A 21,405-nucleotide genomic window follows, 5' to 3' on the forward strand; every position below is an offset into this window, starting at 1 on the left:
ATCAGGCACTCCCTTCTTCAGTAAGCTGTATGCCAGGGCGTTTTGGATGATTCTCATTTCTCTGCTCAAGAAAATGAGCTATCTTCAGCAGCGTACCCTCTTGAAGCGGTGGCGCAGACAACTGTATACCCATCGGCAGCCCTGTTGAATGGATACCACTGGGGACTGAAAGGGAAGGAATACCGGCAAGAGCATCGTTCAGATTGCATATGTCACTTAAGTACATTTGGAGCGGGTCATCGACTTTCTCGCCTAATTTAAAGGCCGGTGTGGGTGTTGTAGCACCGAGGAGAAGGTCGTATTTCTTGAAAGCCTCTTCATATTCCCTGCGGATCAGTGTCCGGACCTTCATTGCCTGCAGGTAGTAGGCATCATAGTAACCTGCGCTGAGAGCATAAGTCCCGATGATAATTCTCCGTTTAACTTCGGGGCCAAAGCCTCGACCACGGGTATCACTGAACATGGACTCGATATCTTCACCTTCAATGCAGAGCCCGTAACGTACCCCGTCATAGCGTCCAAGGTTTGAACTTGCTTCTGATGGAGCAATCAGGTAGTATGCTCCCAAGCCACAATCGATCATTGAAAGTGATATTTCTTCAATCTCTGCACCGGCGTCTCCAAGAAATGCAGCCTGTTTCTTTACAGCTGCTATAACTTCCGGATCAAAACCATCGGAGGGATCCTGCCTGATCAGCCCGATTCTAAGATTTTTGCAGTCAATTTCCAAATCAGAATGAAATTCGGGAACAGAATTTGGGAGAGACGTTGAATCCCGGAGATCATAACCGGAGATAACACTGAGCAAAAGTGCATTATCAAGTGCTGTGGTTGAAAAGGGGCCAATTTGATCCAGTGATGAGGCAAAAGCAATCAATCCATATCTCGATACCCTGCCGTAAGTCGGTCTCAGTCCGGTTATACCGCAAAATGATGCCGGTTGGCGTACCGAGCCACCAGTATCTGATCCAAGGGCTAAAGGGACCATGGCTGATGCTACGGCCGCAGCGGATCCCCCACTTGAGCCACCGGGAACCATATCCGGATTCCATGGGTTCCTGGTAGCATGAAAAGCAGAGTTTTCTGTGGATGAACCCATGGCGAACTCGTCAAGATTGGTTTTACCGAGCAGGGGCATCCCTGCTTTCTTTAGAGATTCAATTACAGCTGCATCATAGGGAGGTATAAAGTTTTCCAGTATCCGGGATGAACAGGTTGTCCTGATTCCTTCGGTACAAATATTGTCTTTTACCGCCACAGGGATTCCGGCCAGCGGGTGCTGCTCTTCTCCACGCATCCGCTTATCATCAATGAATCTCGCCATTACAAGGGCAGACTCCGGCGTGTAACTCACAAAGGCTTTAATTTGAGGCTCAACCCGATCGATCCTGTCGATGAAACTCTGAACAATTTCAACAGAACTAACTTCGCTTTTTTTTAAAAGCAGGCTTAATTCAGCAGCACTCTTTTCATATAATTTCATGGGGATCCTCTTTTCTATCTGTCAAGGTCAATCTCAATGACAATTAACCATCTTCCCGCTCGGTGGGAGAAGTTATACTCGGCACACGAAAGAAATTATCTTCCCGAACAGGCGCATTCTGCAATACTTTATTTAATGGAAGAGAAGGTTGAATTAAATCTTCCCTTAATCGGGCAGGCATCGAGATTACGTGCGAAGTAGGTTCTACACCGGTAGTATCAATTTCCTGAACTTGTTTGACCGATTCAAGAAAATCATTAATCTGGACAGCCATTAAATCTTTCTCTGCAGATGTAAGGGTCAGGCGGGATAGACGAGCGACATATTCAACTTCTTTTCTGAAATCATCCGACATATAATGTTCCTCCATTCAGGCACATCAATTGGAAACAATAAACCGGCTACTCAAGCCGGCTTAAATGTAAAAATATCTACCGGGCAAAACAGAGATGCCATATGTCCGACATGCTGTCGGACTTCTAAATTGCCTTATTCTCTTTAGAAATAAAGGTTTCACAGGACAATTTTAATCTATTGGGCTGCCCGCGTCAAGGCAGGCTCATGCCGGTTTTGACTTCAGGTCAGGCCGGAGGCTATAATCAATAGTGATCCTTCGTCAGACTATGGACTATCGAGGTCGCGAAAAATGTCAATCATATCTCCTTTACACCAAAATTATGACGTAATTGTTGTCGGTGCCGGTCCGGCAGGAGCACTCTGCGCAGCCCTGACAGCAAAAGCAGGTTTGAAAACGCTGATATTGGAGAAGAGATCTTTGCCCCGGCAAAAGATATGCGGTGGATTCATTTCCAAACGCAGCCTGGCTTTGCTGCCTGCTGACTTTTCTACGCCACCCCAATGGTCTGAACCGATTAATGAAATTGCTGTATGCATGAGAAACAAGATATATAGCTATATTTCCGGAGAAGCACTGGGACTGATGGTAAAAAGAGAGAGCTTCGATCAGCAGCTGGCAGCTTATGCTGTGGAGTGCGGCGCCGAATTGATTGAAGATAGTCCGGTAATCGATATCAGGGAAACAGCAGGAGAAGCAGATTATATTTACCACTACATGGTTAAGGCTGGCTTACCCGAACAGGTTCCATTTATTGGCAGATTCCTGGTTGGCGCTGATGGTGCCAACGGTACTACAGCATATATTGCAGGGTTGCGGGGAACAAAAACAATCAATACCGGCTGGGGTATATCAGAAATTATCAATAAGGATCCCGGAGATAATGGCCGGGCAATTTTGAAATTTTACCCCCTGCCCCTGCTCGGAGGAATGGCGTGGTCTTTTGAAACTTCGCATTGGGTTAATCGTGGTCTGGGCGGGCTTGTAAGCCCAAAAACCCTGCGGAACAAATATACTAAATTGTTTCATCAGTCCGAAAGCGTTTTAAAGGCCTGGCCCATTCCTTTCATGGGTCCATATCGAAAAGCGGCCAAAAACAACCTGGTTCTGATCGGTGACGCAGCCGGTCTGGCGGAACCATTTTCAGGCGAAGGATTATACAATTCTTTTTCCAGTGCTTGTTACGCCGCGTCAGCGATTATTGAAGCAGATGATACAGGTAGCATTGCCGGTCCGATCTATAACCGCTATTTTCTTTCTCACTTCAGATCAGGGTTTTTGCCGTCAATAGCAGGAACCTTTATTTTACACGGCCGGTCATTAATATCCCCGTCATTTCTGCCAAAAACGATAGCAACCCTGATGGATAACAAATTATGGTTTAATCGTTCATGCAAACTTTTCTAAATTAAACAGTCTTCTATAAAGTCATGGACCGAATCGAGACGGTTATTGTTGAAATAAAACCTTGAAACTCTTTTGTCAACAGCACAGAGCAGTTCATAGTTAACAGTGCCGATCAGCGAAGCAACTTCTTCAACAGTAATCTCTTCAGATCCCTGGCGGCCATACAGAACTACTTCGTCACCCAGGCGTGCAGCCGGAATACGGGTTACATCAATCATCAGGTGATCCATGCAGATCAATCCTACCACAGGAGCGCGCTCTCCCCTGATCAAGACTACGCCCTTGTTGGATAACAATCGGCTGTATCCATCTGCATAACCAACCGGAACAGTAGCGATCAGTGCATCATCAGCAGTGCGATAGGTACAGCCATAGCTTATTGATGTCCCTTTGGGTAGTTTCTTGACCATGACAACCTGGCTTTTAAGGGTCAGCGCAGGCTGTAATTGAATTCCCGGCTCTCTTTGCCGGAGGGAGGGATAGTGTCCATAAAGGGATAAGCCTATACGGACAAGGTTGAACCTTGCTGCCGGACAGGATAAAGCTGCAGCGCTGTTAGCTGTGTGCAGGTAGGTAAAATCTATCCCCTGCTTTCTGCAATCATCGATTATTTGGCCGAAAAGAGCCAATTGCTCTTCTGTATATTGGCTGAATGCTTCATCTTCTGCTGCGGCAAGGTGGGTAAGCAGCCCTTCAACTTCCAGACCGGGTAGTTCAACAATTTGCATAATAGTTCCCAGGGCTTCCCCCGGTAGTAAACCTACCCGGCTCATCCCGGTGTCAACTTTAAGGTGCACCGGCAATTTAAGCTTCTTCTCAACTGCCATTTCTGATAGGGTTAAGGCCGTATCCAGGCTGAAAACTGTCGGTATTAAATCAAATTCTACCATTGTCTGAAACTCGGCAGGATCTGTATAACCAAGCAGTAAGATAGGGGCTTGAATTCCTTCCCGGCGCAGGTCAACCCCCTCCTCAACAAAAGCTACAGATAACCAGGTCGCGCCTGCAGCCAGGGCAGCCCTGGCAATCGCCGCCGCACCATGCCCGTATCCATCAGCTTTTACAACGGCCATTATTTCAGTGCCTTTGCCTATCAAGGAGATGATCTGTTTAACATTATGTTTAATAGCGTCGAGATCGATTTCTGCCCAGGCCGGGCGTGCGGAAAAAACAGGTTTCATAATCAGTAGCCTTCCTTTTTAACCTAAGAGGCGAATCATACTTGATTCCGGCTGGATTGCCGGTATTTCCATCACTTTATTTAACGCTTTCCGGAAAGATTCTTCACGCACATCATGAGTAATTAGAACAATTTCGGCGAGATTTCCGACACGGCGTTTTTGTATCACCAGGTCAAGACTTACCTGCTCATCTCCAAATACATTGGCCAGCGCCGCGAATACACCCGGGCGATCTTCAGCCAAAAACCGCAGGTAAAATCTGCTGTTAAGCTCATAAACAGGCACAACTCTCTTCTCACGTTTTGTATGGACCACAACATCAACCGACAGGCCGGAACTGACAGATCGGGCCGCCTCTATTACATCGGCCAGGACTGCTGAAGCTGTAGGTTTTGCCCCTGCCCCACGTCCGTAAAACATGAGATCACCGGCTGCTGCTGCCTCAATAAATACAGCATTAAACTCATTCTGAACAGAAGAGAGCGGATGTGATAAGGGCACCAGGGTAGGATGGACCCTCAAAGCAAGCCCATCAGATACATGTTCTCCGATGGCTAACAACTTTACAGCATATCCCAGTTCGCGGGCATAGGCAATATCTTCATGAGTTACCTCTTTAATTCCCTGCACATAAATATCATCAGGGTTCACAAACTCTCCAAAAGCCAGGGAAGCCATGATAACCAATTTATATACTGCATCCAGGCCATCCAGGTCATTTGTCGGATTTGCTTCAGCAAACCCCAGTTTCTGAGCTTCTGCCAGCGCATCGGGCAGGCTCAAGTTGTCACGGTCCATGCGGGTAAAAATATAGTTGGTTGTACCGTTAACGATCCCTACAATGCGTTGAATGCAATCAGCACTAAGGCTGTATTTTAAAGGGCGGATAAGCGGAATCCCCCCTCCCACACTGCCTTCGTAGAAAAGGTTCCGGTTGTTTTCAGCAGCAGCAACAAAGAGTTCCGGACCATGAGATGCAAGCAGATCTTTATTGGCGGTGATAACATGTTTTCCATTTTTCAATGCAGCCAGAACGTAGGTGCGGGCAGGTTCAAGCCCGCCAATCAATTCAATAATCAGATCCAGTTCAGGATTTTCAAGAACTGCAGAGGCATCTGTAGTAAACTGATCTCTGCCAAGTTTAACTGATCTCTGCCGGCCTGGGTCGCGAACCAATACTTTGTCAATTCTGATTTCAAACCCGGTTTTTTCTGCGATATCATTGCAGTTGGTATTGATAAGTTCGGCCACACCGCTTCCAACCGTCCCCATCCCCAACATGCCAATTCTGATCAATTGCTTTCCCATAATTTATCCTGCAGCTCCTCTGTATACCTGATAATTATTCTATTATTACCGGATTTTTTATTTTTGTCCACTTTACCCTGTTGCTATTAGAATATATTATTCATAAATCTTTTCCTCATCCCGGTCGGCTTCGGTTGCATCGAATTCTATATCGCGGCCTTTGAAACCATCTTTTAAAAACTCCTTATAGTATTCATGCTGAATGATCAGATCCATAATTTCATTTGTCCCGGTCCAGATCATGATCAGGCGAACATCGCGAAGCATTTTCTCTATCGGGTATATATTTGTATAACCGATCCCACCCATAACCTGCATGGCATTGTTGACTACCTTCCAGGCGTTTTCAGTAGCCACTTTTTTGGCTTCAGACACAAGGCGGCGCGATCTGCCCGGCAGATCTCCGGCATCAACAGACCTTGCTGCAAGATAGACCATACCACGTGCTGTGTCTAAAAGGGTTATGCTGTCGGCAACCTTGAAACTAACTGCCTGGAAGTTTTTAATCTCCGTTCCGAATGCTTTTCTCCTGGTACTGTAGCGAACAGCTACATCAAGGGCAGCCCTGCCCATCCCGATCGCTCCGCCGGCGCTGGTCATGCGCTCCGGAATCATCATTTGATAAAATATATTTGCCCCCTTATTTTCTTCACCTAACAGGTTTGCCTTCGGAACAACTACGTCTTTAAATACAAGACGACCTGTTCCCCCACCTCTTGTCCCCATCAACCCATAGATATATTCAGCTTTTACCTGGGGACTGCGATCAACAAGGAATGTACTAATCGATTTATGGGGTGGTCCACTGGGATCTGTTCTGGCATAAACCATAAAGTAGTCTGCCCCTTCAGAACCAACTACAAATCTCTTCTGGCCATTTAATATATAGCTGTCGCCTTCTTTTATTGCAGTGCAGGTTGCTCCAAAGAAATCTGATCCGCCTCGGGGTTCGGTAAGTGCTTCGGCTGCCGTCAAACGCCCCTCAATGGTCGGTTTCAGGTATTTTTCTTTCAAGTGATTAGAGCCAAATTTGTTGATCGCTTCTCCGACTATGCTTACCAGGGAATAAAGGCAGCCCAGTGATGTTCCCAGTATCCCAACCTCTTCAAGGGCTATAATTTCGGAAGTCCAGGGCAGGCCTCTTCCCCCGTACTTTTTCGGAAACCGCAAGCCGAGCAGGTTTCGGGCAGCTGCCTTCTCGATAAATTGACGCGGATAGCGAATTTTATCTTCATCCATATCTCTCAGGAGCTGCTTATCCACATCTTCTTTAACGAAGGCTCTTACTTCATCCCTTAATAATTTTTCCTCATGACTCATCATAAAATCAAGCATCGTAACCCCTCCCAAATTTTCATTTGTGATAAATATTATTAACCGGCCTGATTTTTGCGAGATAGGGATTTAAATTAGCCTTATCTCCCGATTCATTAATAAATTGAAAAGTTCTTTGAAAACATTCAAGGATGTCCGAAGCTGAATGACCACGGAGGGACGAAATAAGATCTCCGGCCAGGCCATGAATAAATGCCCCGGCTTTTACAGCATTTTCAGGGATCATTCCCTGGGCTATTAAAGAAGCTACCAGGCCGGTCAGGAGATCGCCGGAGCCGGCAGTTGCCAATACGGGGCTGCCGGTTGGATTGATCGTTATTTTGCCATCCGGAGCAGCAATGATACTGTTGGCTCCCTTCAGCAGGATTATACAATTCCAGAGCCGGGCATTCTTTGAAGCTATCTCAATCCTGTTATCCTGTACATGCTGTACAGTAGTTCTTTCCAACCGGGCCATTTCTCCCGGATGGGGAGTTATAACCGGTGGATGTTTTGCTGCTCTTAATACATTTATCTGCCTGCTTATTGCTTCCAACGCACCGGCATCGAATACAAGGGGGACCGGACAGAGTTGAACAAGTTTGTTGATTAATTCTGCAGTTTCCTCTCCGGTATTCAATCCCGGGCCGATGGCTAGCACATCACATAATTCGGCTTTTGCAATAATTTCTTTTGCCGCTGCAGGGTCTATAATCCCGGGAGCTGCCTCCGGAAGGGCAACGGTAATAACTTCAACCGTTTTCGCTTCCAATGTGGGACAAATACTTTCAGGAGCAGCAATATATACCAACCCCGAGCCACTTTTCAGGGCAGCCAGTGCAGATAAAAGAGCAGCGCCGGTCATTCCCGGCGAACCGGCCACAAGCATAACTTTGCCCATTGTTCCCTTATGAGCATCAACCGGTTTTAACGGTAGGTTTTCTCTTACGAAATCAAGAGTCGTCAGATCAATTCTGCTCTCTTCAGCCAATGATTCGGGAACATAGATTTCACCCACATATACTTCACCAGCCAGGGCTGCCCCGGGATAAAGCAACAGACCAGGCTTTGGAAAAGCAAAAGTAACGGTCCATTTAGCTTTAATGGCAGCACCCATTATCTCCCCTGTGTCCGCATTGACACCCGAAGGCAGGTCCACAGCGATTACCGGTAATTTTCTGCTGTTAATCTCATGAATCAAATTATCAAACAATCCTTCAATCTTGCGAACAGTTCCCAGACCCAACAAGGCGTCTACGAGCAAATCTGCATTATCCAGATCACTAAGAAATAATTGCAGGCTACCGCTGTCCAAAAGCCTGCTGATCTTGAAACCGGTATTCAAATGGTACTGCTCGTTTACTGCTGCCTCAGCTTTATATGTCCCGGGTTTGGCAGTGCTCCAGAGTGAAAGGTTTAAACCTGCCTTAGCCAACTGCCGGGCAACAGCCAAACCATCACCACCATTATTTCCCGGTCCGGCCAGAACTACCACCCGCTCAGGTTTTTCTGGTAAGTTTAAAATAAATTCTGTAACCCGTTGAGCGGCATTTTCCATCAAAACTATTCCGGGCAAGCCCAGCTGATTAATCGTTTTCCGATCCGCCTCTTTCATCTGGTCACTAGTTAAAATTTTCATACTCAATTACCTCAATTCAATATTTGTAAAATTAAGTACACCTTCTATTTCGCTGGCAAATCTGCTTACTCCTTCACGATAAGATTATTGCCAAAGCAGTATTATTGTCCACATGCTGCCATAAATTCTATTTAATAAAATATTTGGACTTGCATTTTACCGGCACTGATGTTAATATTTTAATGCCTTAATGGAATGGAAGGAGGTATTTTATTTTGCCCAATATTAAATCTGCTGCAAAAAGAGCAAGACAAAATATTACACGCGAAAATCGTAACCGCCGGGTGAAGAGTATCCTGAAAACTTCAATCCGCCGCTTCGAGGAGTCTCTGCAGAGCGGAGATATGGAAGAAGCACAAGCCAAGTTTTATAATGCAGTGCGCCAGATTGATAAGGCTGCGGCAAAGGGAATTGTCCATAAGAATAATGCAGCCCGAAAAAAATCGCGGCTCAGCCGACTTTTAAGTGAAAATAAAGCTGTATAATCAAAAAAATATTTAAGGTGATTCTAAAGACAGCCTTTTACCCCGATCGCGGGGAAAAGGCTGATTTATTTTCCCGGTTTATTAACCAGACATATGGCGGACAGTATTAAGCATTATTAGACTCCTATTACTTTTTCCAGTTACTTTTTCAATGAAGGAATATTATTGGCCAACAGCATTTCGGCAAGCCAGGCTCCTGCCTGGCCGACAACATGAGCACATTTTTCACTATGCCCGCCTGCTTCCTCATACTGCCTGTATTCATCACCATCGAGAAAGTGGTAAGCTTTCCCAAAAAGGTGCATCTGGATTTTACGGCAGGTATCACCACCATATGTAACATTGAATTTATTCCAGTATTCTCGGACCAGCGGTCCGGGACGGCGAAGCAGCCCGATGTTTGAAAATTCATCACGTGAACGTCCAAAGAAATAGCTTAAAACTATAATGCCGCCGGTCAATGCACCACAGGGGCCTTCAATTGTTGAAGCGAAACCACCGGAAAATGATGTTGCCGCTTTAAACAAAACTTCGTTGATTGGAAAGAAATCCTGAATTGAACCGACTACACATTGAGCACAACCATAGTAGCGTTGTTCAAGTTCATAGCCCCTCTGGTATACATCTCTGATCAATTTTTCTTCCAACACTGGACGCTCATCCTTCATAGCCCACACTCCTCGTATTCTATTTGCTTTGGACCAGGTCAAGATATCCGATTAGCAGATACAAAGCCTGCTCAGGGTCTAACAGGCCGGTTTTTATTTTCAGATCAAACTGTTGGAGTTCAATTAATATTTTTTCAAGGGTTTTCTGTTCATACCTTGCAGCCTGCTCTCGTAACTTACGGGCAACAAAGGGATGGACTTCCAGCGCTTTAGGAAATTCGGAAGCAGGTATCCCTTCTTCCAGAAGGCTTTTTGCCTGAAGCATTAACCTGTAATGCCGAACCAGCATGAAAAAGATTAATAGCGGTTTTTCTCTTTTCCGGTATAGTAGTTCCAGCAGATGGTATGCTTTATTAAATTCACCTTCCGTTACAGCGTCGGAGAGCTTAAATACGTCTCCCTGGATATCTCCGGAATGCAAAAAATCCACTATCTCCGCTGTAATAACTTGCTCCTCCTCATCCAGGTAAGTGCAGTATTTTTCAAGTTCATTTGATATATTATACAGGTTTTGATTCCCGGCTAATAGCAATCTTTCAAGAGCAGGACGTTCAATTTGTTTACCAATCAACTGAACTTTGTTATTGATCCATGAGGTCAGGGCTTCTCCTTTAAGCGGCTCACATTCAACCGCAAGGCCGTTAGTGTCAATATATTTATATAATCGCCTGCGTTTATCCGGTTTGACAGCTAAAAATACCACTATGGAATCTTGTGACCCTGCCTTGAACTGTTCCACAAAATTATTTAAAAGGTCCCAGGAAGGTTCTTCAGAAGGATCAGCCTCTTTTTCGGAAGCTGTCGACTCATCTTTTCTGCCCGAAGAAACCAGGAAAGGTGGATTATCTATTACCAGCAGGTTACGACTGGCAAAGATCCCTGTTTCATTTGCCCTCGTCAACAGATCTTCAAGTTTGCAGCCTGCACCTTCGATCACTTCTTTTCCATAAGCATTATCCTGCCCAAGAAAAGAATCGGCAAGACTGTTGACCAACTCCTGCTGCAGGTATCTTTCTTCTCCCCATAAAAGGTAAAGAGGAGAATATTTTTTATCAAGAATCCTGCGTACTGCCACCTGGTAAGGGATCACCTGCTAAAAAACCTCCTATAAAACATGTTAACCTAAAAAGAGGTAAAAAAAGAGACAGCGGCTACGCTGCCTCATCAGGGAGAAAAAGTTAAAAATTTATATCCTGACCGGCAGCCTGACGGTTTTTACTTTATAACCGTAGGCCCCGCAAACATGCTAAAAGCAGTTTGCCTCTTGCGGTCTGATTAACTATTAAAATTATATACTATCAGGCGCCTGATGACAACACCATTTTTTAACCTTTTCACAATTCTTTCATTTATTCGATCAGTCGGATTAACCCTGCTGCAGCCAGGGCATCATTTTTCTTAGATCTTTTCCTACTTTTTCAATCAAATGTTCCTGATCGATCTTCTTCAAAGCATTATACTTGGGACGGTTAGCCTGGTTTTCCAAAACCCATTCCAATGCAAACTGTCCGGTCTGGATTTCTTTTAATATTTTCTTCATTTCAGCTTTAACGTCATCGTTGATCAATCTCGGACCCCTGGTTAAATCACCATATTCCGCGACATCACTAACAGAATAACGCATATATTCAAGCCCGCCTTCATAGATCAGGTCCACGATAAGCTTAAGTTCATTTAAGCATTCAAAGTAAGCAATTTCCGGCTGGTACCCGGCTTCCACCAGAGTCTCGAACCCAGCTTTGATCAGAGCAGTAACTCCTCCACAGAGCACTACCTGTTCGCCAAGCAGGTCTGTTTCAGTTTCTTCCTTAAAGGTTGTTTCAATAACACCAGCCCTGGTACAGCCTATCCCTTTGGCAAATGCAAGGGCCAGTTCTTTAGTTTTTCCGGTGTAATCCTGGTACACTGCCAGCAATCCGGGTACTCCGGCGCCATTTTTATAAAGCCTTCTTAAGATATGTCCCGGGCTTTTCGGAGCAACCATAAATACATCCACATTTTCCGGGGGCACTACCTGGTTATAGATAATATTGAAACCATGCGATACCACCAGAGCTTTACCTTCAGTCAGATAGGGAAGAACCTCGTCTTTATAAACAGCGGGCTGCACATTATCTACTATAAGCATTTGGATGATATCAGCTTTTTTCGAAGCTTCACTGACCGAATAGACTTCAAACCCGTCTTTTTTGGCCTGATCGCGACTCTTGCTCTGTGCATGCAAGCCGATGATTACATTCAAACCACTTTCTTTTAAATTCAAAGCCTGGGCATGCCCCTGGCTCCCGTAACCGAGAACAGCAATACTTTTGCCTTTCAAATTTGAAATTTCCGCATCCTGGTCATAATATAACTTGGCCAAAGATCCAACCTCCCTTTTCAGATTTTTTTACAAACTGTTTATGTCACACTTTGGCAACCTATGTATGTTATGCAGCCAATCCTGTCTTATTTTAAATTGCCCAGCACCTGCTTCCGGTACTGCTCGATCAGAAACGCCAGGTGTTCTTTGATCAACTCTTCCGCCTTATCTTCATCCTGAGCTTCAATTGCATCATATATTGCCTGATGCTGCTTGCTTGATGTTTTGACAATCTGGGGGAAATAGCTAATCAGATCGGTCAAACTCTCCGTCAGGGCTTTTCGAATGACCTGGTAGGCTTCATAGAGGATAACATTTTGCGCCGCGCCGGCAATCGCTACGTGGAAATCGGCATCGGCCTGGATATATTCATCATATTTTTTTGATTTCATACGGCTTAGATGTTTACGCATCTCTTCCAAATCTTCTTCTGTCGCCCGACTGGCCGCCAGCCTGGCAATCATAATTTCGAAGATCATCCTCGCTTCATAGAGCTGTTCTGTGCTGTGTTTTTTTATAATTAACTGCAAAAAGAGCTCTTTATAAGGTTCGCCTATCGCATTTCTGACAATGGTACCCTGCTTGGTTCGCTCGATCAAACCTATCGCATGCAAAGCTTTGAGCGCTTCCCGGACTGAAGTACGTCCGACTGAAAACATTTCTGCCATTGCGCTTTCCGAAGGCAGACGATCTCCGGGAAGCAGCTTGCCTTCAACAATAAGTTCCTTTAACTGCTTTGCCACTTCATCAGCCAGGTTAATTTTTCTTACGGGGACTGTCTCCAGGGTTCTTTCTTCCAATTTTTTCTCCTCTCGGGCAGAAAGACTTTAAAAGAAAAGTCGACTGATCTCATGCACCTGTATATTTAACTTACAGGATGAAATATTTTAGCTGTCCAAACGATCAGCTTTTGGAATATATTATTAAAAAAAACTGGTTAAGTCAAATAAATCAAGTAAATTCGCCGGAATTTAATAATTTTACACAATAGATTCAGCAGGGAATTAAGCTCTGGATGTCGAATTTTCCTCGCATATCATATTGTATGACATCATATAATCAGATATAATGAATATGTTGCTTCAGAATAGTCCCGGAGTTAAATTTATTTTAACACTAATCCGGCGCATTCGAAATTAATAATATAAAAAATATAATCTCAAAGGAGGAAATTACATGGGAAAACCATGGGAAACAAAAGATTGGTTTGTCAGTTTATGGAACTATGCACCGGAGGTTACCAGTGGTCTTAATTTTGCTCCAAAAATTAAGATTCACGATGTAACCCTTCGCGACGGTGAACAGCAGGCCGGTTTGGCTTTTAACTACGATCAGAAAATACGGATTGCCGAACATCTGGCCGAGCTGGGTGTGCATCGTATTGAAGCGGGAATGCCTGCTGTATCGGATGTAGACACCAAGGTTATCAAAGACATTGTTAAGCGTAACCTGGGACCGGAAATTTTCGTTTTCGGCCGCTGCATGGTCGATGACGTTAAAAGAGCAGTAGATTGTGGTGCATCCGGAATTGTAATCGAAATTCCTTCCAGCGAACATATTATCAAGTATGCTTACGGCTGGTCACTGGAGAAAGCGATTGACCTATCAATTACGGCAACCCAGTTTGCCAAAGAAAACGGCCTTTACACCGTATTCTTCCCCATTGATGCCAGCCGCGCCGATATGGACTGGGTTATTACCCTTCTTGAAAAAGTGGCTACCGAAGGCCATATGGATGCCCTGGCCCTGGTTGATACTTTCGGAGGGCTTTCCCCCCATGCCATTCCCTACCTGGTATCTAAAATTAAAGCAAAAATTAATAAACCCCTGGAAGCTCATTTCCACAATGACTTCGGAATGGGGACAGCAAATACCATCATGGCTCTGGCTGCAGGCGTAGACGTTGCCCATACCACCATTATGGGTGTGGGAGAGCGTTGCGGTAATGCTCCATTCGAAGAAGTCGTGGTATCGCTGCTTGCACTCTACAATAAGGATATTGGTATCAACACCAAGCATATCTATAAAACCGCAAAACTTCTTGAGGAATTCACCGGCATCAAGATTGCCCCGAACAGAGGGATCATCGGCGACAGGATTTTCCACGTTGAAGCTGGTATTATCGCCAGCTGGTTCAAAAACTGCATCGATAACCATCCCCTGGAACTCTTCCCCCTTAACTGGGAATTGGTCGGCCAGGAGAATCCTGATGTAGTTCTCGGCAAGAGCTGCGGAATAGATTCGGTTGCCATGTACCTCTCCAGAATTGGCAAATCAGATCAACTTGATGAAGAGCAGAAGCTTGCCGTTGTTAATAAGATCAAAGCCAAGTCAATGGAAATAGGCGGCCTGATCAATATGGACGAGTTTAATGATATTGTCGATGAAGTAAAAGCAGGCCGGTAAGGTTGACAAATAATCGATAAAAGGTGATGTTAATGACTTTAAAAGTAGTGGTAACCGATAATATTTTCCCTGATCTTGATATCGAACGGGAAGCACTGAAGGCTATCGGGGCCACCCTGGAAGAATACCAGTGCAAGAATGTGGAAGAAATCATCGACAAGGTAAAAGATGCCGACGCTCTTCTAAATATTTACGCCATTGTCAGTAAAAAAACAATTGACTCCCTGGAAAAATGTAAGATAATCGCCCGATACGGTATCGGTGTCGATACGATCGATCTGGAGGCGGCCAGGGAACGTGGCATCTATGTAACCAATGTTCCCGATTACTGTGTGGATGAAGTTTCCGATCATGCCATGGCTCTTCTTTTGGCATCGGTAAGAAAGATTGTTCCCCTCCACCGGACTGTTCAGTCCGGTATCTGGAGCATCCAGGAACAGCGTCCCATGTATCGTTTAAGGGGTCAAACCCTTGGGTTTATGGGTTTTGGTAAAATTGCCAGACTGGTAAAGGAGAAGGCTGCTCCATTTGGCTTTAAATTTATAGCTTACGATCCTTTCCTGAAAGAAAGCCCCGACAAAGAGGTAGACCTGGTTGAACTTCAGGATCTTTTCAGCAGGAGCGATTATCTCTCACTCCATACGCCTTTAACCCCGGAAACACGGGGAATGGTTAATTACAGCCTCTTATCGTTGATGAAGCCAACTGCAATTATTATCAATACAGCCAGGGGTCCGGTTATTAATGAAGATGACCTGGTGAAAGCGCTGGATGAAAAGAAAATCGGTGGAGCCGCTCTTGACGTGTTGAAACAGGAAGCTATCAGCAAGGATGATCCGCTCTTGGGCAGGGATAACGTAATAATCACACCACACGCTGCCTATTATTCGGAAGAAGCTACAGTTGAACAGCGGAATAAAGCAGTAATGCAGATCATCAAAACCTTCCGCAATGAAAAACCTGATTATCTGGTGTAATCTTAATCACAATTTAACTAATATCTTGTATCATATCCGGCCGGCTTTTTCTTATACCGGCCGGATATCCCATACCAAAAAAATATAAATATCAACTAAGGGGTACACAATGCCGGATTTAACAGACAGGATTATTGATTTCGCACGAAGCAAGGGGGCAGATCTGGTTGGTATAGCAGATGCTGATTCTTTTTTGATTCAGGATGAGCAGAACAAATTTTGCCCCCGATTTTACCTGCCGGAAGCTAAAAGCGTGATAGTGATTGGACTGAAGCTGGTAGACTCGATATGGGACCGTTTAACCGGAAATTACGACCCGTACAGTACCAATTTACACAGCTATTTAATGCACTACAATTATGATCAACTGGATTTCATCTCCTGCCAGGTTGCCCGATTTCTTGAAGATATTGGTTACGATGGTTATCCGATTGAAGCCAGGACTGAAACAAAAAGCGGTAAAGTTTTCGTCGGCCTTTTTCCATTTAAAGAAGCTGCTGTTCTGGCCGGCATGGGCAGAATCGGAAAAAGTTCTTTACTGATAACTCCTGAATTCGGACCACGGGTCAGGCTGACTGCAGTTATCACGGATGCACCGCTTGATACCACAATTGAAGCAGAGCCGGGAACGGTCGAAGATGTATGCAATTCCTGTACACTCTGTATCGACCAATGCCCTGCCGGAGCCATCAGTTATGACAAAGAAAAAAAAGTCACTGTTATCGACAAGGAAATGTGCCAGGCGAGAATGGACTGGGCTCAATGTGCCCTCTGTCAGGGAGTTTGTATCCTTGGTCACAAGGCAGCAAAAAAAAGAAGAGAAAGAAAAACCAACATATACTACATGGGGTTTTAATCGTGAAGAAAAACAGGTTAATATCCATAATCGAAGCATTTGTAGCAGGCGACAGGGGAAACAATCTACCGGGCAAAAATATTCATGTCTTCGAAAAACCAATTGTTGCCTTTGCTTCTGCTGACGATCCTCTATTCGTTGAGCTGAAGGAACCTGATGTTGTCGGGCCTACTCATACCCTGCCTACTGACTGGGTCAGCGATGCTAATACAATTATATCTTACTTTTTACCGATTAATCATCAACTTGTCGAGACAAATTATTCCGGGACAAGCAGTTCTGAAGATTGGGTTTATGTGCGTTTTTATGGTGAAGACTTCAACAATCGTCTCAGGCAGGTAATCGTCTCTGCCCTTCAGGCTGAAGGATATAGCGCGGTAGCACCTTTAATTTCTTCGGGATATTCGGTAAAAAACTTTAGAAGTAATTGGTCCGAAAGACATGTTGCATTCATTGCCGGAATAGGTTCCTTTGGGCTTAACCGGGGAATTATTACTGAAAAGGGATTGGCCGGAAGGCTTGGCAGCGTAATAACCAACCTCGTACTGGAACCAACGGTAAGAACTTACAAAGAAATTAATGAACGCTGTCCCTGGTATGATCAAAACAAGTGTGGTGAATGTATAAAGCGCTGTCCCTCGGGAGCCTTAACCCCTGAAGGAAAAGATATTGCCAAATGTGACAATTTCCTAAAGAATATTGAGGGTGAGAAAATCAGAGCTATTTATGGTTTTCCTTTCTCTCCCTGTGGAAAATGTTTTGTAAATGTGCCATGTGAAAGTCAAATCCCTGAGAGATAACGAGTTTCTTTTTCCATACATAATCGGGATAGGAGGCAGTCAATAGACCGCCGACCCTCCCACACTACCAAGCATGCCCACAGCTGACTTTCACTGTCAAGTTAACGCCCATGCCGAGCGCACTAAATAAAGGGCAGGCACTCATATTCAAGGCCTACCCTTTTACATTTCTAACATATTTTAGCATTTATTATCGAACTGAGACGATAAGTGTTGACCTAATAAACGCCAGGCAGTCCACAGACGATTAGATCTTTCTTAGGCCATCTATAGAATACATCAAAACCGTCATCAGTAATAACCCCACAATGTTCGACCTTCACACCATCCTTGGCCCAACGATCACCGAGCCAGGTAAAAACTCCAACTTCAACTGCAAAGGTCATATTCTTTTCGAGTTTACCGGCAGGGAAGGATCCCATAAACTGCCCGCTCTGTCCCGCTACGGTATGTCCGGGGTCACCTGAGCGAAGACCGATTGGATGAGCAGTTGAGCCATAAAAATACCGACCCGGTTCAGGCCACTCGGGTATTCTGCCCCATAAGCCGGGTTCATCCCCTTTTGCCAACCATTCCTGCTGGACATCGCTGGTTGTAATGCCTGGCCTGAAACATTCCGTCATTGCTTTAAGACCTTCATAAGCTACATTGTATACTTCTTTCTGGAATTCGGTAGCCTTGTCACCGACAAGGTATGTATTATAAAATCACGTTCGATAACCATTGAAGCTCACACCGTTGATATCCAAAATGACCATGTCACCAGGCCTGACTCGTCTATCGGTAGGCATATTCGGGACACCATAACCAGACCTTTCTCCGGAACATACAACAAAACTGGGACCTTCAAGTTCTTCTGCTCCATGCCTATAACAACCGTTTGCTGCTATACCGGCAATTTCCAGTTCAGTTATACCCGGACGCAAAGCCTGGCAAACATCCCAATGAGCAGCTTCCACAATTGTTCCAGCCATCCGCAAGCAATGAATTTCATCTTCAGTTTTAACACTGATAGCATCAGCCATGCAGGTATTACCATCAGTTATGTTTATCCCCGCACGTTCACAGGCTTTTAACATGTTATGACTGGAAACATCAATTCCACAAGGTAAATCAAGAACATCATGTTTTTTCAGAAGCGCCTTAATTTCTTCGGCAGTTTCGTCAAAGTAGCCGGGCATAAATTCGGGAGCATCGGGACAGCCCTGGCACAATTTATAGACCTTCGAAGTCTTAAGAACCATTTTTCCTTCAAACCAGGGCATCCTTGGGCGTTCCCATTCGCCATTGAGGTGATCGACTGGCACATAGGGGAACCCCTGATCCCTGATTAAAAGAACAAAGGTGCCGAGACGGCGCCTTGCATACTGGTGGAAAGAGTAATAACCTAGATAACGATGGTAATCGTAATCATAGAGTATAAGCGCTCCCAACCCATGCTTCTTCATGGCCTGCTGCGCTTTTTCTACCCTTTCCCTGCGCATCCGCTCCGGGTTATACGGGCGATGCTCGTAATCTACCGCAAACTGTCCGTATTGCATATCAGCTTTGCCTCCTTAGTCATCTTTTCTGAATTATAGCATGTCTGACATGCATAAATCAACACAAACCTATTGTCTGTTTTTTTCTCAAAGATAGAGGATTTAAACCGGCAAACCAGAATTATTCATTATGCTGAGTCTGAAATTTACACCGAGATTTAGAATAACCGAGGTGCGTATAATTGACGAATGGGTCAAATAAATTTTCTTCTGCAAGGAACATATTCATTTATGCTTTGCAGTGGCTATGTGTCAATTTAGTCCTCTGTATAGTCCTCCCCCTGGTTATCGGCCCTTACCTGGGATTGGATCAGGAAGGACTCCGCCAGCTCACCCAAAGGACTTTTTTTTACACTGGTCTGGCTACAATACTGCAAATTTACTTAGGGCATAAGCTCCCCATATATGAAGGCCCTTCGACAATCTGGGTCAGTGCTATCATCGCCTTGAGTGGAAATGCCTTGTTAAGCGGTAAACCGCTAACCCAGCTGCAGGGCGAACTGGCTCTCGGCTTCATTATCGGCGGTATACTTTATATCGTTCTTGCTTCTTTTAAACTGATGAATAGAATATCGAAACTCTTCACCCCGGCCGTAATGGGAACTTTCTTTGTATTGATCGTTTTCCAGATCGGTAAATCGGTCGCTTCAAATTTTATCAGGTTTCCCAACTATATTATTTCAGTAAATTGGATTAATATTACCCTGGCTTCCATTACCATTATTACCATTTTTCTATCTAACAAATATGGTAAGCTTTACCTTAGAAATTTTTCGCTGCTGGCCGGAGCGATCGCCGGTTGGCTCGCCCATCTGGTTATTGCAGCAGCCGGATTAATTCCGTACAGGCTGGCCTCTGCCTCCGGGCTACCAGCGATAGAATTTCCATCAGTTCTTGCCTGGGGTATGCCGAAGTTTGATCTGGTTGTAGTAATTACATCCCTGATTATCGCCTTCATGGTATTTGCCAATGTTATTGCTACGGTAAAAGGAATGGCAGACCTGACAGGGGCAAAAGAACCAGATATGGATCGGGCTGTTATGATCACCGGAACGGCAAATATTATCGGAGGGCTGGGAGGAACTATCGGATTTGTTCCGCAATCGCACTGTATCGGTTTTGTTGAAGTAACCGGGAATCCTTCAAAGAATCCTCTGGTTCTGCATGCGGTAATACTGATGCTGATGGGCTTATTACCGGCAATGGGAGCTTTCTTTGCTTCTATGCCTCCGGCAGTGGGACAGGCTATTTTGATGGTGGTTCTCGCTAAAATGTTCGGACTCGGGCTAGCTCATTATTCAAAAGTTACTGTGAGCAGGAAAAGACTCCCTGTAATTAGCATCCCCCTGGTAATCGGTATTGGATTAATCTTTCTACCGGCTCATTTCTTCAGCAGCCTGCCGGTGATGATCAGCGGAATTGCCGGAAACGGGCTGGTTGTAGGGTTAATTGTTTCATTGTTACTTGATAATATTTTATAAAACGGAGGTTATCAGAATGAAAATTGTTGATTTAAGCTTACCGGTTGACAGTAAAACTATTGTTCCCCCTTCTCAAAAACAGCCGATAGAATTTACCCGGGTTTACCGGGAGCCGGGACACTGGCAGGCAACATGGATTTCCATGGCTGCTCATACCGCCTCGCATGTTGACTCACCGCTGCACGTTATAGAAGGTGGACCGACAATCGCCCAAATACCACTCGAAAAAGTTGTCGGCGAGGCTGTTGTGCTTGATGTAACCGATCAGGGTGTGCCCGACGGCACTATCGATATCGATTGCCTCGCCAAGTATGACGGCCAAGTAAAAGAAGGCGATATTATCATCATCCGTACCGATTGGGGGGCAAAAATGTTCGGCACCGAGGAGTACTTTACCCAGTCCCCGATTCTGACTCCCGCAGCCGCACACTGGATTGTCAAGCAAAAACCAAATGCAGTAGCCTTTGATTTCTTTGAAGAATACTCGGCAAGGCTCAAGGATTTTAAACCCGATGATTTTGAGGTTCATCAGATAATCCTTGGGCAGGGGATAATTATTATTGAAGGCCTGACTAACCTGAAGTCAATTACTACAGAGCGTTTTCAGTTTTTCGCTGCACCGTTAAAACTTATGGAAGCCGAAGCCGCCCCGGCAAGGATCTTCGGTATCCTGCCTTAATTTTTATATGCTCTCGATTAATAGATCAAGGGTGGGGATATATAATCTTCCCCACCTTCTATTTTTTAAAGTTGAAAAAGATTATCAACATTTTTTCCTAAAACCAATTCTTCATCATAACTTTTCAGGTTTATATTTTTTACAGTGGAAACCGGATCCGGGTCAGCCATATCAAAGGGATAATCGCTGCCGAGTAAAATCTTTCGCGAGCCATGGCTCTCAACGAGATATTTCAAAGCCGGGGGCCAGTGGGTAATTGTATCGTAATAAATATTGTCGAAATAACGTGCCGGCAGTAGATCATTTAATATAATCTTTGTTTCCCCACGAACGTTAAATCCATGCTGTAACCTGCCCCGCTGATAGGGGATATATCCGCCGCCATGGACAAAAATAAACTTCGAGGAAGGACACTCCCTGAGGACGCCTCCAAGAACCAGGCGCGAAATACAGATAGTAGTGT

19 protein-coding genes and 1 pseudogene are annotated in these 21,405 nt (G+C 44.8%); 8 read left to right on the top strand and 12 right to left on the bottom strand.

Going from position 1 to position 21,405, the window contains the following annotated elements:
* Nucleotide 1: 1 nt before the first annotated feature.
* Complete coding sequence (gatA, locus tag SCJ97_09975; protein ID MDW7740362.1) at nucleotides 2-1,483, bottom strand: Asp-tRNA(Asn)/Glu-tRNA(Gln) amidotransferase subunit GatA; 1,482 nt, start codon at nucleotides 1,481-1,483, stop codon at nucleotides 2-4.
* A 43-nt stretch (nucleotides 1,484-1,526) separates the two neighbouring features.
* Complete coding sequence (gatC, locus tag SCJ97_09980; GenBank protein MDW7740363.1) at nucleotides 1,527-1,838, bottom strand: Asp-tRNA(Asn)/Glu-tRNA(Gln) amidotransferase subunit GatC; 312 nt, start codon at nucleotides 1,836-1,838, stop codon at nucleotides 1,527-1,529.
* A 291-nt stretch (nucleotides 1,839-2,129) separates the two neighbouring features.
* Here gatC and SCJ97_09985 point away from each other — a divergent pair, with 291 nt between their 5' ends.
* Nucleotides 2,130-3,245, top strand: coding sequence for an NAD(P)/FAD-dependent oxidoreductase (locus tag SCJ97_09985; GenBank protein ID MDW7740364.1), 1,116 nt, complete (start codon nucleotides 2,130-2,132; stop codon nucleotides 3,243-3,245).
* Here the strand turns inward: SCJ97_09985 and alr are convergent.
* The 4 genes from alr to SCJ97_10005 all read right to left on the bottom strand — a co-directional run bounded on the left by alr (nucleotide 3,242) and on the right by SCJ97_10005 (nucleotide 8,687).
* Nucleotides 3,242-4,426 carry an alanine racemase gene (alr, locus tag SCJ97_09990; protein MDW7740365.1) on the bottom strand — a complete coding sequence of 395 codons (1,185 nt, stop codon included), beginning with the start codon at nucleotides 4,424-4,426 and terminating at the stop codon, nucleotides 3,242-3,244. The two genes, SCJ97_09985 and alr, sit on opposite strands and share 4 nt — an antisense overlap.
* Nucleotides 4,427-4,444: 18 nt before the next feature.
* A complete protein-coding gene (locus SCJ97_09995; GenBank protein MDW7740366.1) occupies nucleotides 4,445-5,734 on the bottom strand; it encodes a homoserine dehydrogenase in 1,290 nt (429 codons plus the stop codon).
* A 96-nt stretch (nucleotides 5,735-5,830) separates the two neighbouring features.
* Complete coding sequence (locus SCJ97_10000; GenBank protein ID MDW7740367.1) at nucleotides 5,831-7,069, bottom strand: acyl-CoA dehydrogenase family protein; 1,239 nt, start codon at nucleotides 7,067-7,069, stop codon at nucleotides 5,831-5,833.
* A 19-nt stretch (nucleotides 7,070-7,088) separates the two neighbouring features.
* A complete protein-coding gene (locus SCJ97_10005; GenBank protein ID MDW7740368.1) occupies nucleotides 7,089-8,687 on the bottom strand; it encodes an NAD(P)H-hydrate dehydratase in 1,599 nt (532 codons plus the stop codon).
* Nucleotides 8,688-8,902: 215 nt separating this feature from the next.
* Between SCJ97_10005 and rpsT the strand changes: the two genes are divergently transcribed.
* On the top strand, nucleotides 8,903-9,172 hold the full coding sequence (gene rpsT, locus SCJ97_10010) for a 30S ribosomal protein S20 (GenBank protein ID MDW7740369.1): 270 nt from the start codon (nucleotides 8,903-8,905) through the stop codon (nucleotides 9,170-9,172).
* Between the two features lie 140 nt (nucleotides 9,173-9,312).
* On the opposite strand, the gene SCJ97_10015 is transcribed toward rpsT, so the two are convergent.
* The 4 genes from SCJ97_10015 to SCJ97_10030 form a co-directional block, all read right to left on the bottom strand.
* The gene (locus tag SCJ97_10015) at nucleotides 9,313-9,840 is read right to left on the bottom strand and encodes a C-GCAxxG-C-C family protein (protein MDW7740370.1); all 528 of its coding nucleotides are present in this window, start codon (nucleotides 9,838-9,840) and stop codon (nucleotides 9,313-9,315) included.
* Between the two features lie 19 nt (nucleotides 9,841-9,859).
* Complete coding sequence (gene holA / locus SCJ97_10020) at nucleotides 9,860-10,930, bottom strand: DNA polymerase III subunit delta (protein ID MDW7740371.1); 1,071 nt, start codon at nucleotides 10,928-10,930, stop codon at nucleotides 9,860-9,862.
* A gap of 276 nt (nucleotides 10,931-11,206) precedes the next feature.
* The gene (ilvC, locus tag SCJ97_10025) at nucleotides 11,207-12,202 is read right to left on the bottom strand and encodes a ketol-acid reductoisomerase (GenBank protein ID MDW7740372.1); all 996 of its coding nucleotides are present in this window, start codon (nucleotides 12,200-12,202) and stop codon (nucleotides 11,207-11,209) included.
* Between the two features lie 86 nt (nucleotides 12,203-12,288).
* Entirely contained in the window at nucleotides 12,289-13,002 is a 714-nt protein-coding gene (locus SCJ97_10030) for a FadR/GntR family transcriptional regulator (GenBank protein MDW7740373.1), read from the bottom strand.
* A gap of 376 nt (nucleotides 13,003-13,378) precedes the next feature.
* Between SCJ97_10030 and SCJ97_10035 the strand changes: the two genes are divergently transcribed.
* The 4 genes from SCJ97_10035 (at nucleotide 13,379) to SCJ97_10050 (ending at nucleotide 17,241) form a co-directional block, all read left to right on the top strand.
* Nucleotides 13,379-14,608: a pyruvate carboxyltransferase gene (locus SCJ97_10035; GenBank protein MDW7740374.1), complete on the top strand. Its 1,230-nt coding sequence runs from the start codon at nucleotides 13,379-13,381 to the stop codon at nucleotides 14,606-14,608.
* Between the two features lie 32 nt (nucleotides 14,609-14,640).
* Entirely contained in the window at nucleotides 14,641-15,585 is a 945-nt protein-coding gene (locus SCJ97_10040; GenBank protein MDW7740375.1) for a C-terminal binding protein, read from the top strand.
* Between the two features lie 109 nt (nucleotides 15,586-15,694).
* Nucleotides 15,695-16,441: a reductive dehalogenase domain-containing protein gene (locus SCJ97_10045; GenBank protein ID MDW7740376.1), complete on the top strand. Its 747-nt coding sequence runs from the start codon at nucleotides 15,695-15,697 to the stop codon at nucleotides 16,439-16,441.
* A 2-nt stretch (nucleotides 16,442-16,443) separates the two neighbouring features.
* Nucleotides 16,444-17,241 carry an epoxyqueuosine reductase gene (locus SCJ97_10050; protein ID MDW7740377.1) on the top strand — a complete coding sequence of 266 codons (798 nt, stop codon included), beginning with the start codon at nucleotides 16,444-16,446 and terminating at the stop codon, nucleotides 17,239-17,241.
* A 218-nt stretch (nucleotides 17,242-17,459) separates the two neighbouring features.
* Here SCJ97_10050 and SCJ97_10055 read toward each other — a convergent pair.
* Nucleotides 17,460-18,782 (bottom strand): annotated as a pseudogene (locus tag SCJ97_10055) (Xaa-Pro peptidase family protein).
* 182 nt (nucleotides 18,783-18,964) lie between these two features.
* Between SCJ97_10055 and SCJ97_10060 the strand changes: the two are divergent.
* Together SCJ97_10060 and SCJ97_10065 are read left to right on the top strand one after the other, a co-directional pair.
* The gene (locus SCJ97_10060) at nucleotides 18,965-20,263 is read left to right on the top strand and encodes a purine/pyrimidine permease (protein MDW7740378.1); all 1,299 of its coding nucleotides are present in this window, start codon (nucleotides 18,965-18,967) and stop codon (nucleotides 20,261-20,263) included.
* Nucleotides 20,264-20,279: 16 nt separating this feature from the next.
* Complete coding sequence (locus SCJ97_10065) at nucleotides 20,280-20,942, top strand: cyclase family protein (GenBank protein MDW7740379.1); 663 nt, start codon at nucleotides 20,280-20,282, stop codon at nucleotides 20,940-20,942.
* 65 nt (nucleotides 20,943-21,007) lie between these two features.
* Here SCJ97_10065 and SCJ97_10070 read toward each other — a convergent pair.
* Nucleotides 21,008-21,405, bottom strand: a 398-nt coding sequence (locus SCJ97_10070) for an amidohydrolase family protein (GenBank protein MDW7740380.1), incomplete at its 5' end; no start/stop codon positions are given.

The organism is Bacillota bacterium, assembly GCA_033549065.1.
In the GTDB taxonomy this organism is placed as follows: Bacteria; Bacillota; Dethiobacteria; order DTU022; family DTU022; genus JAWSUE01.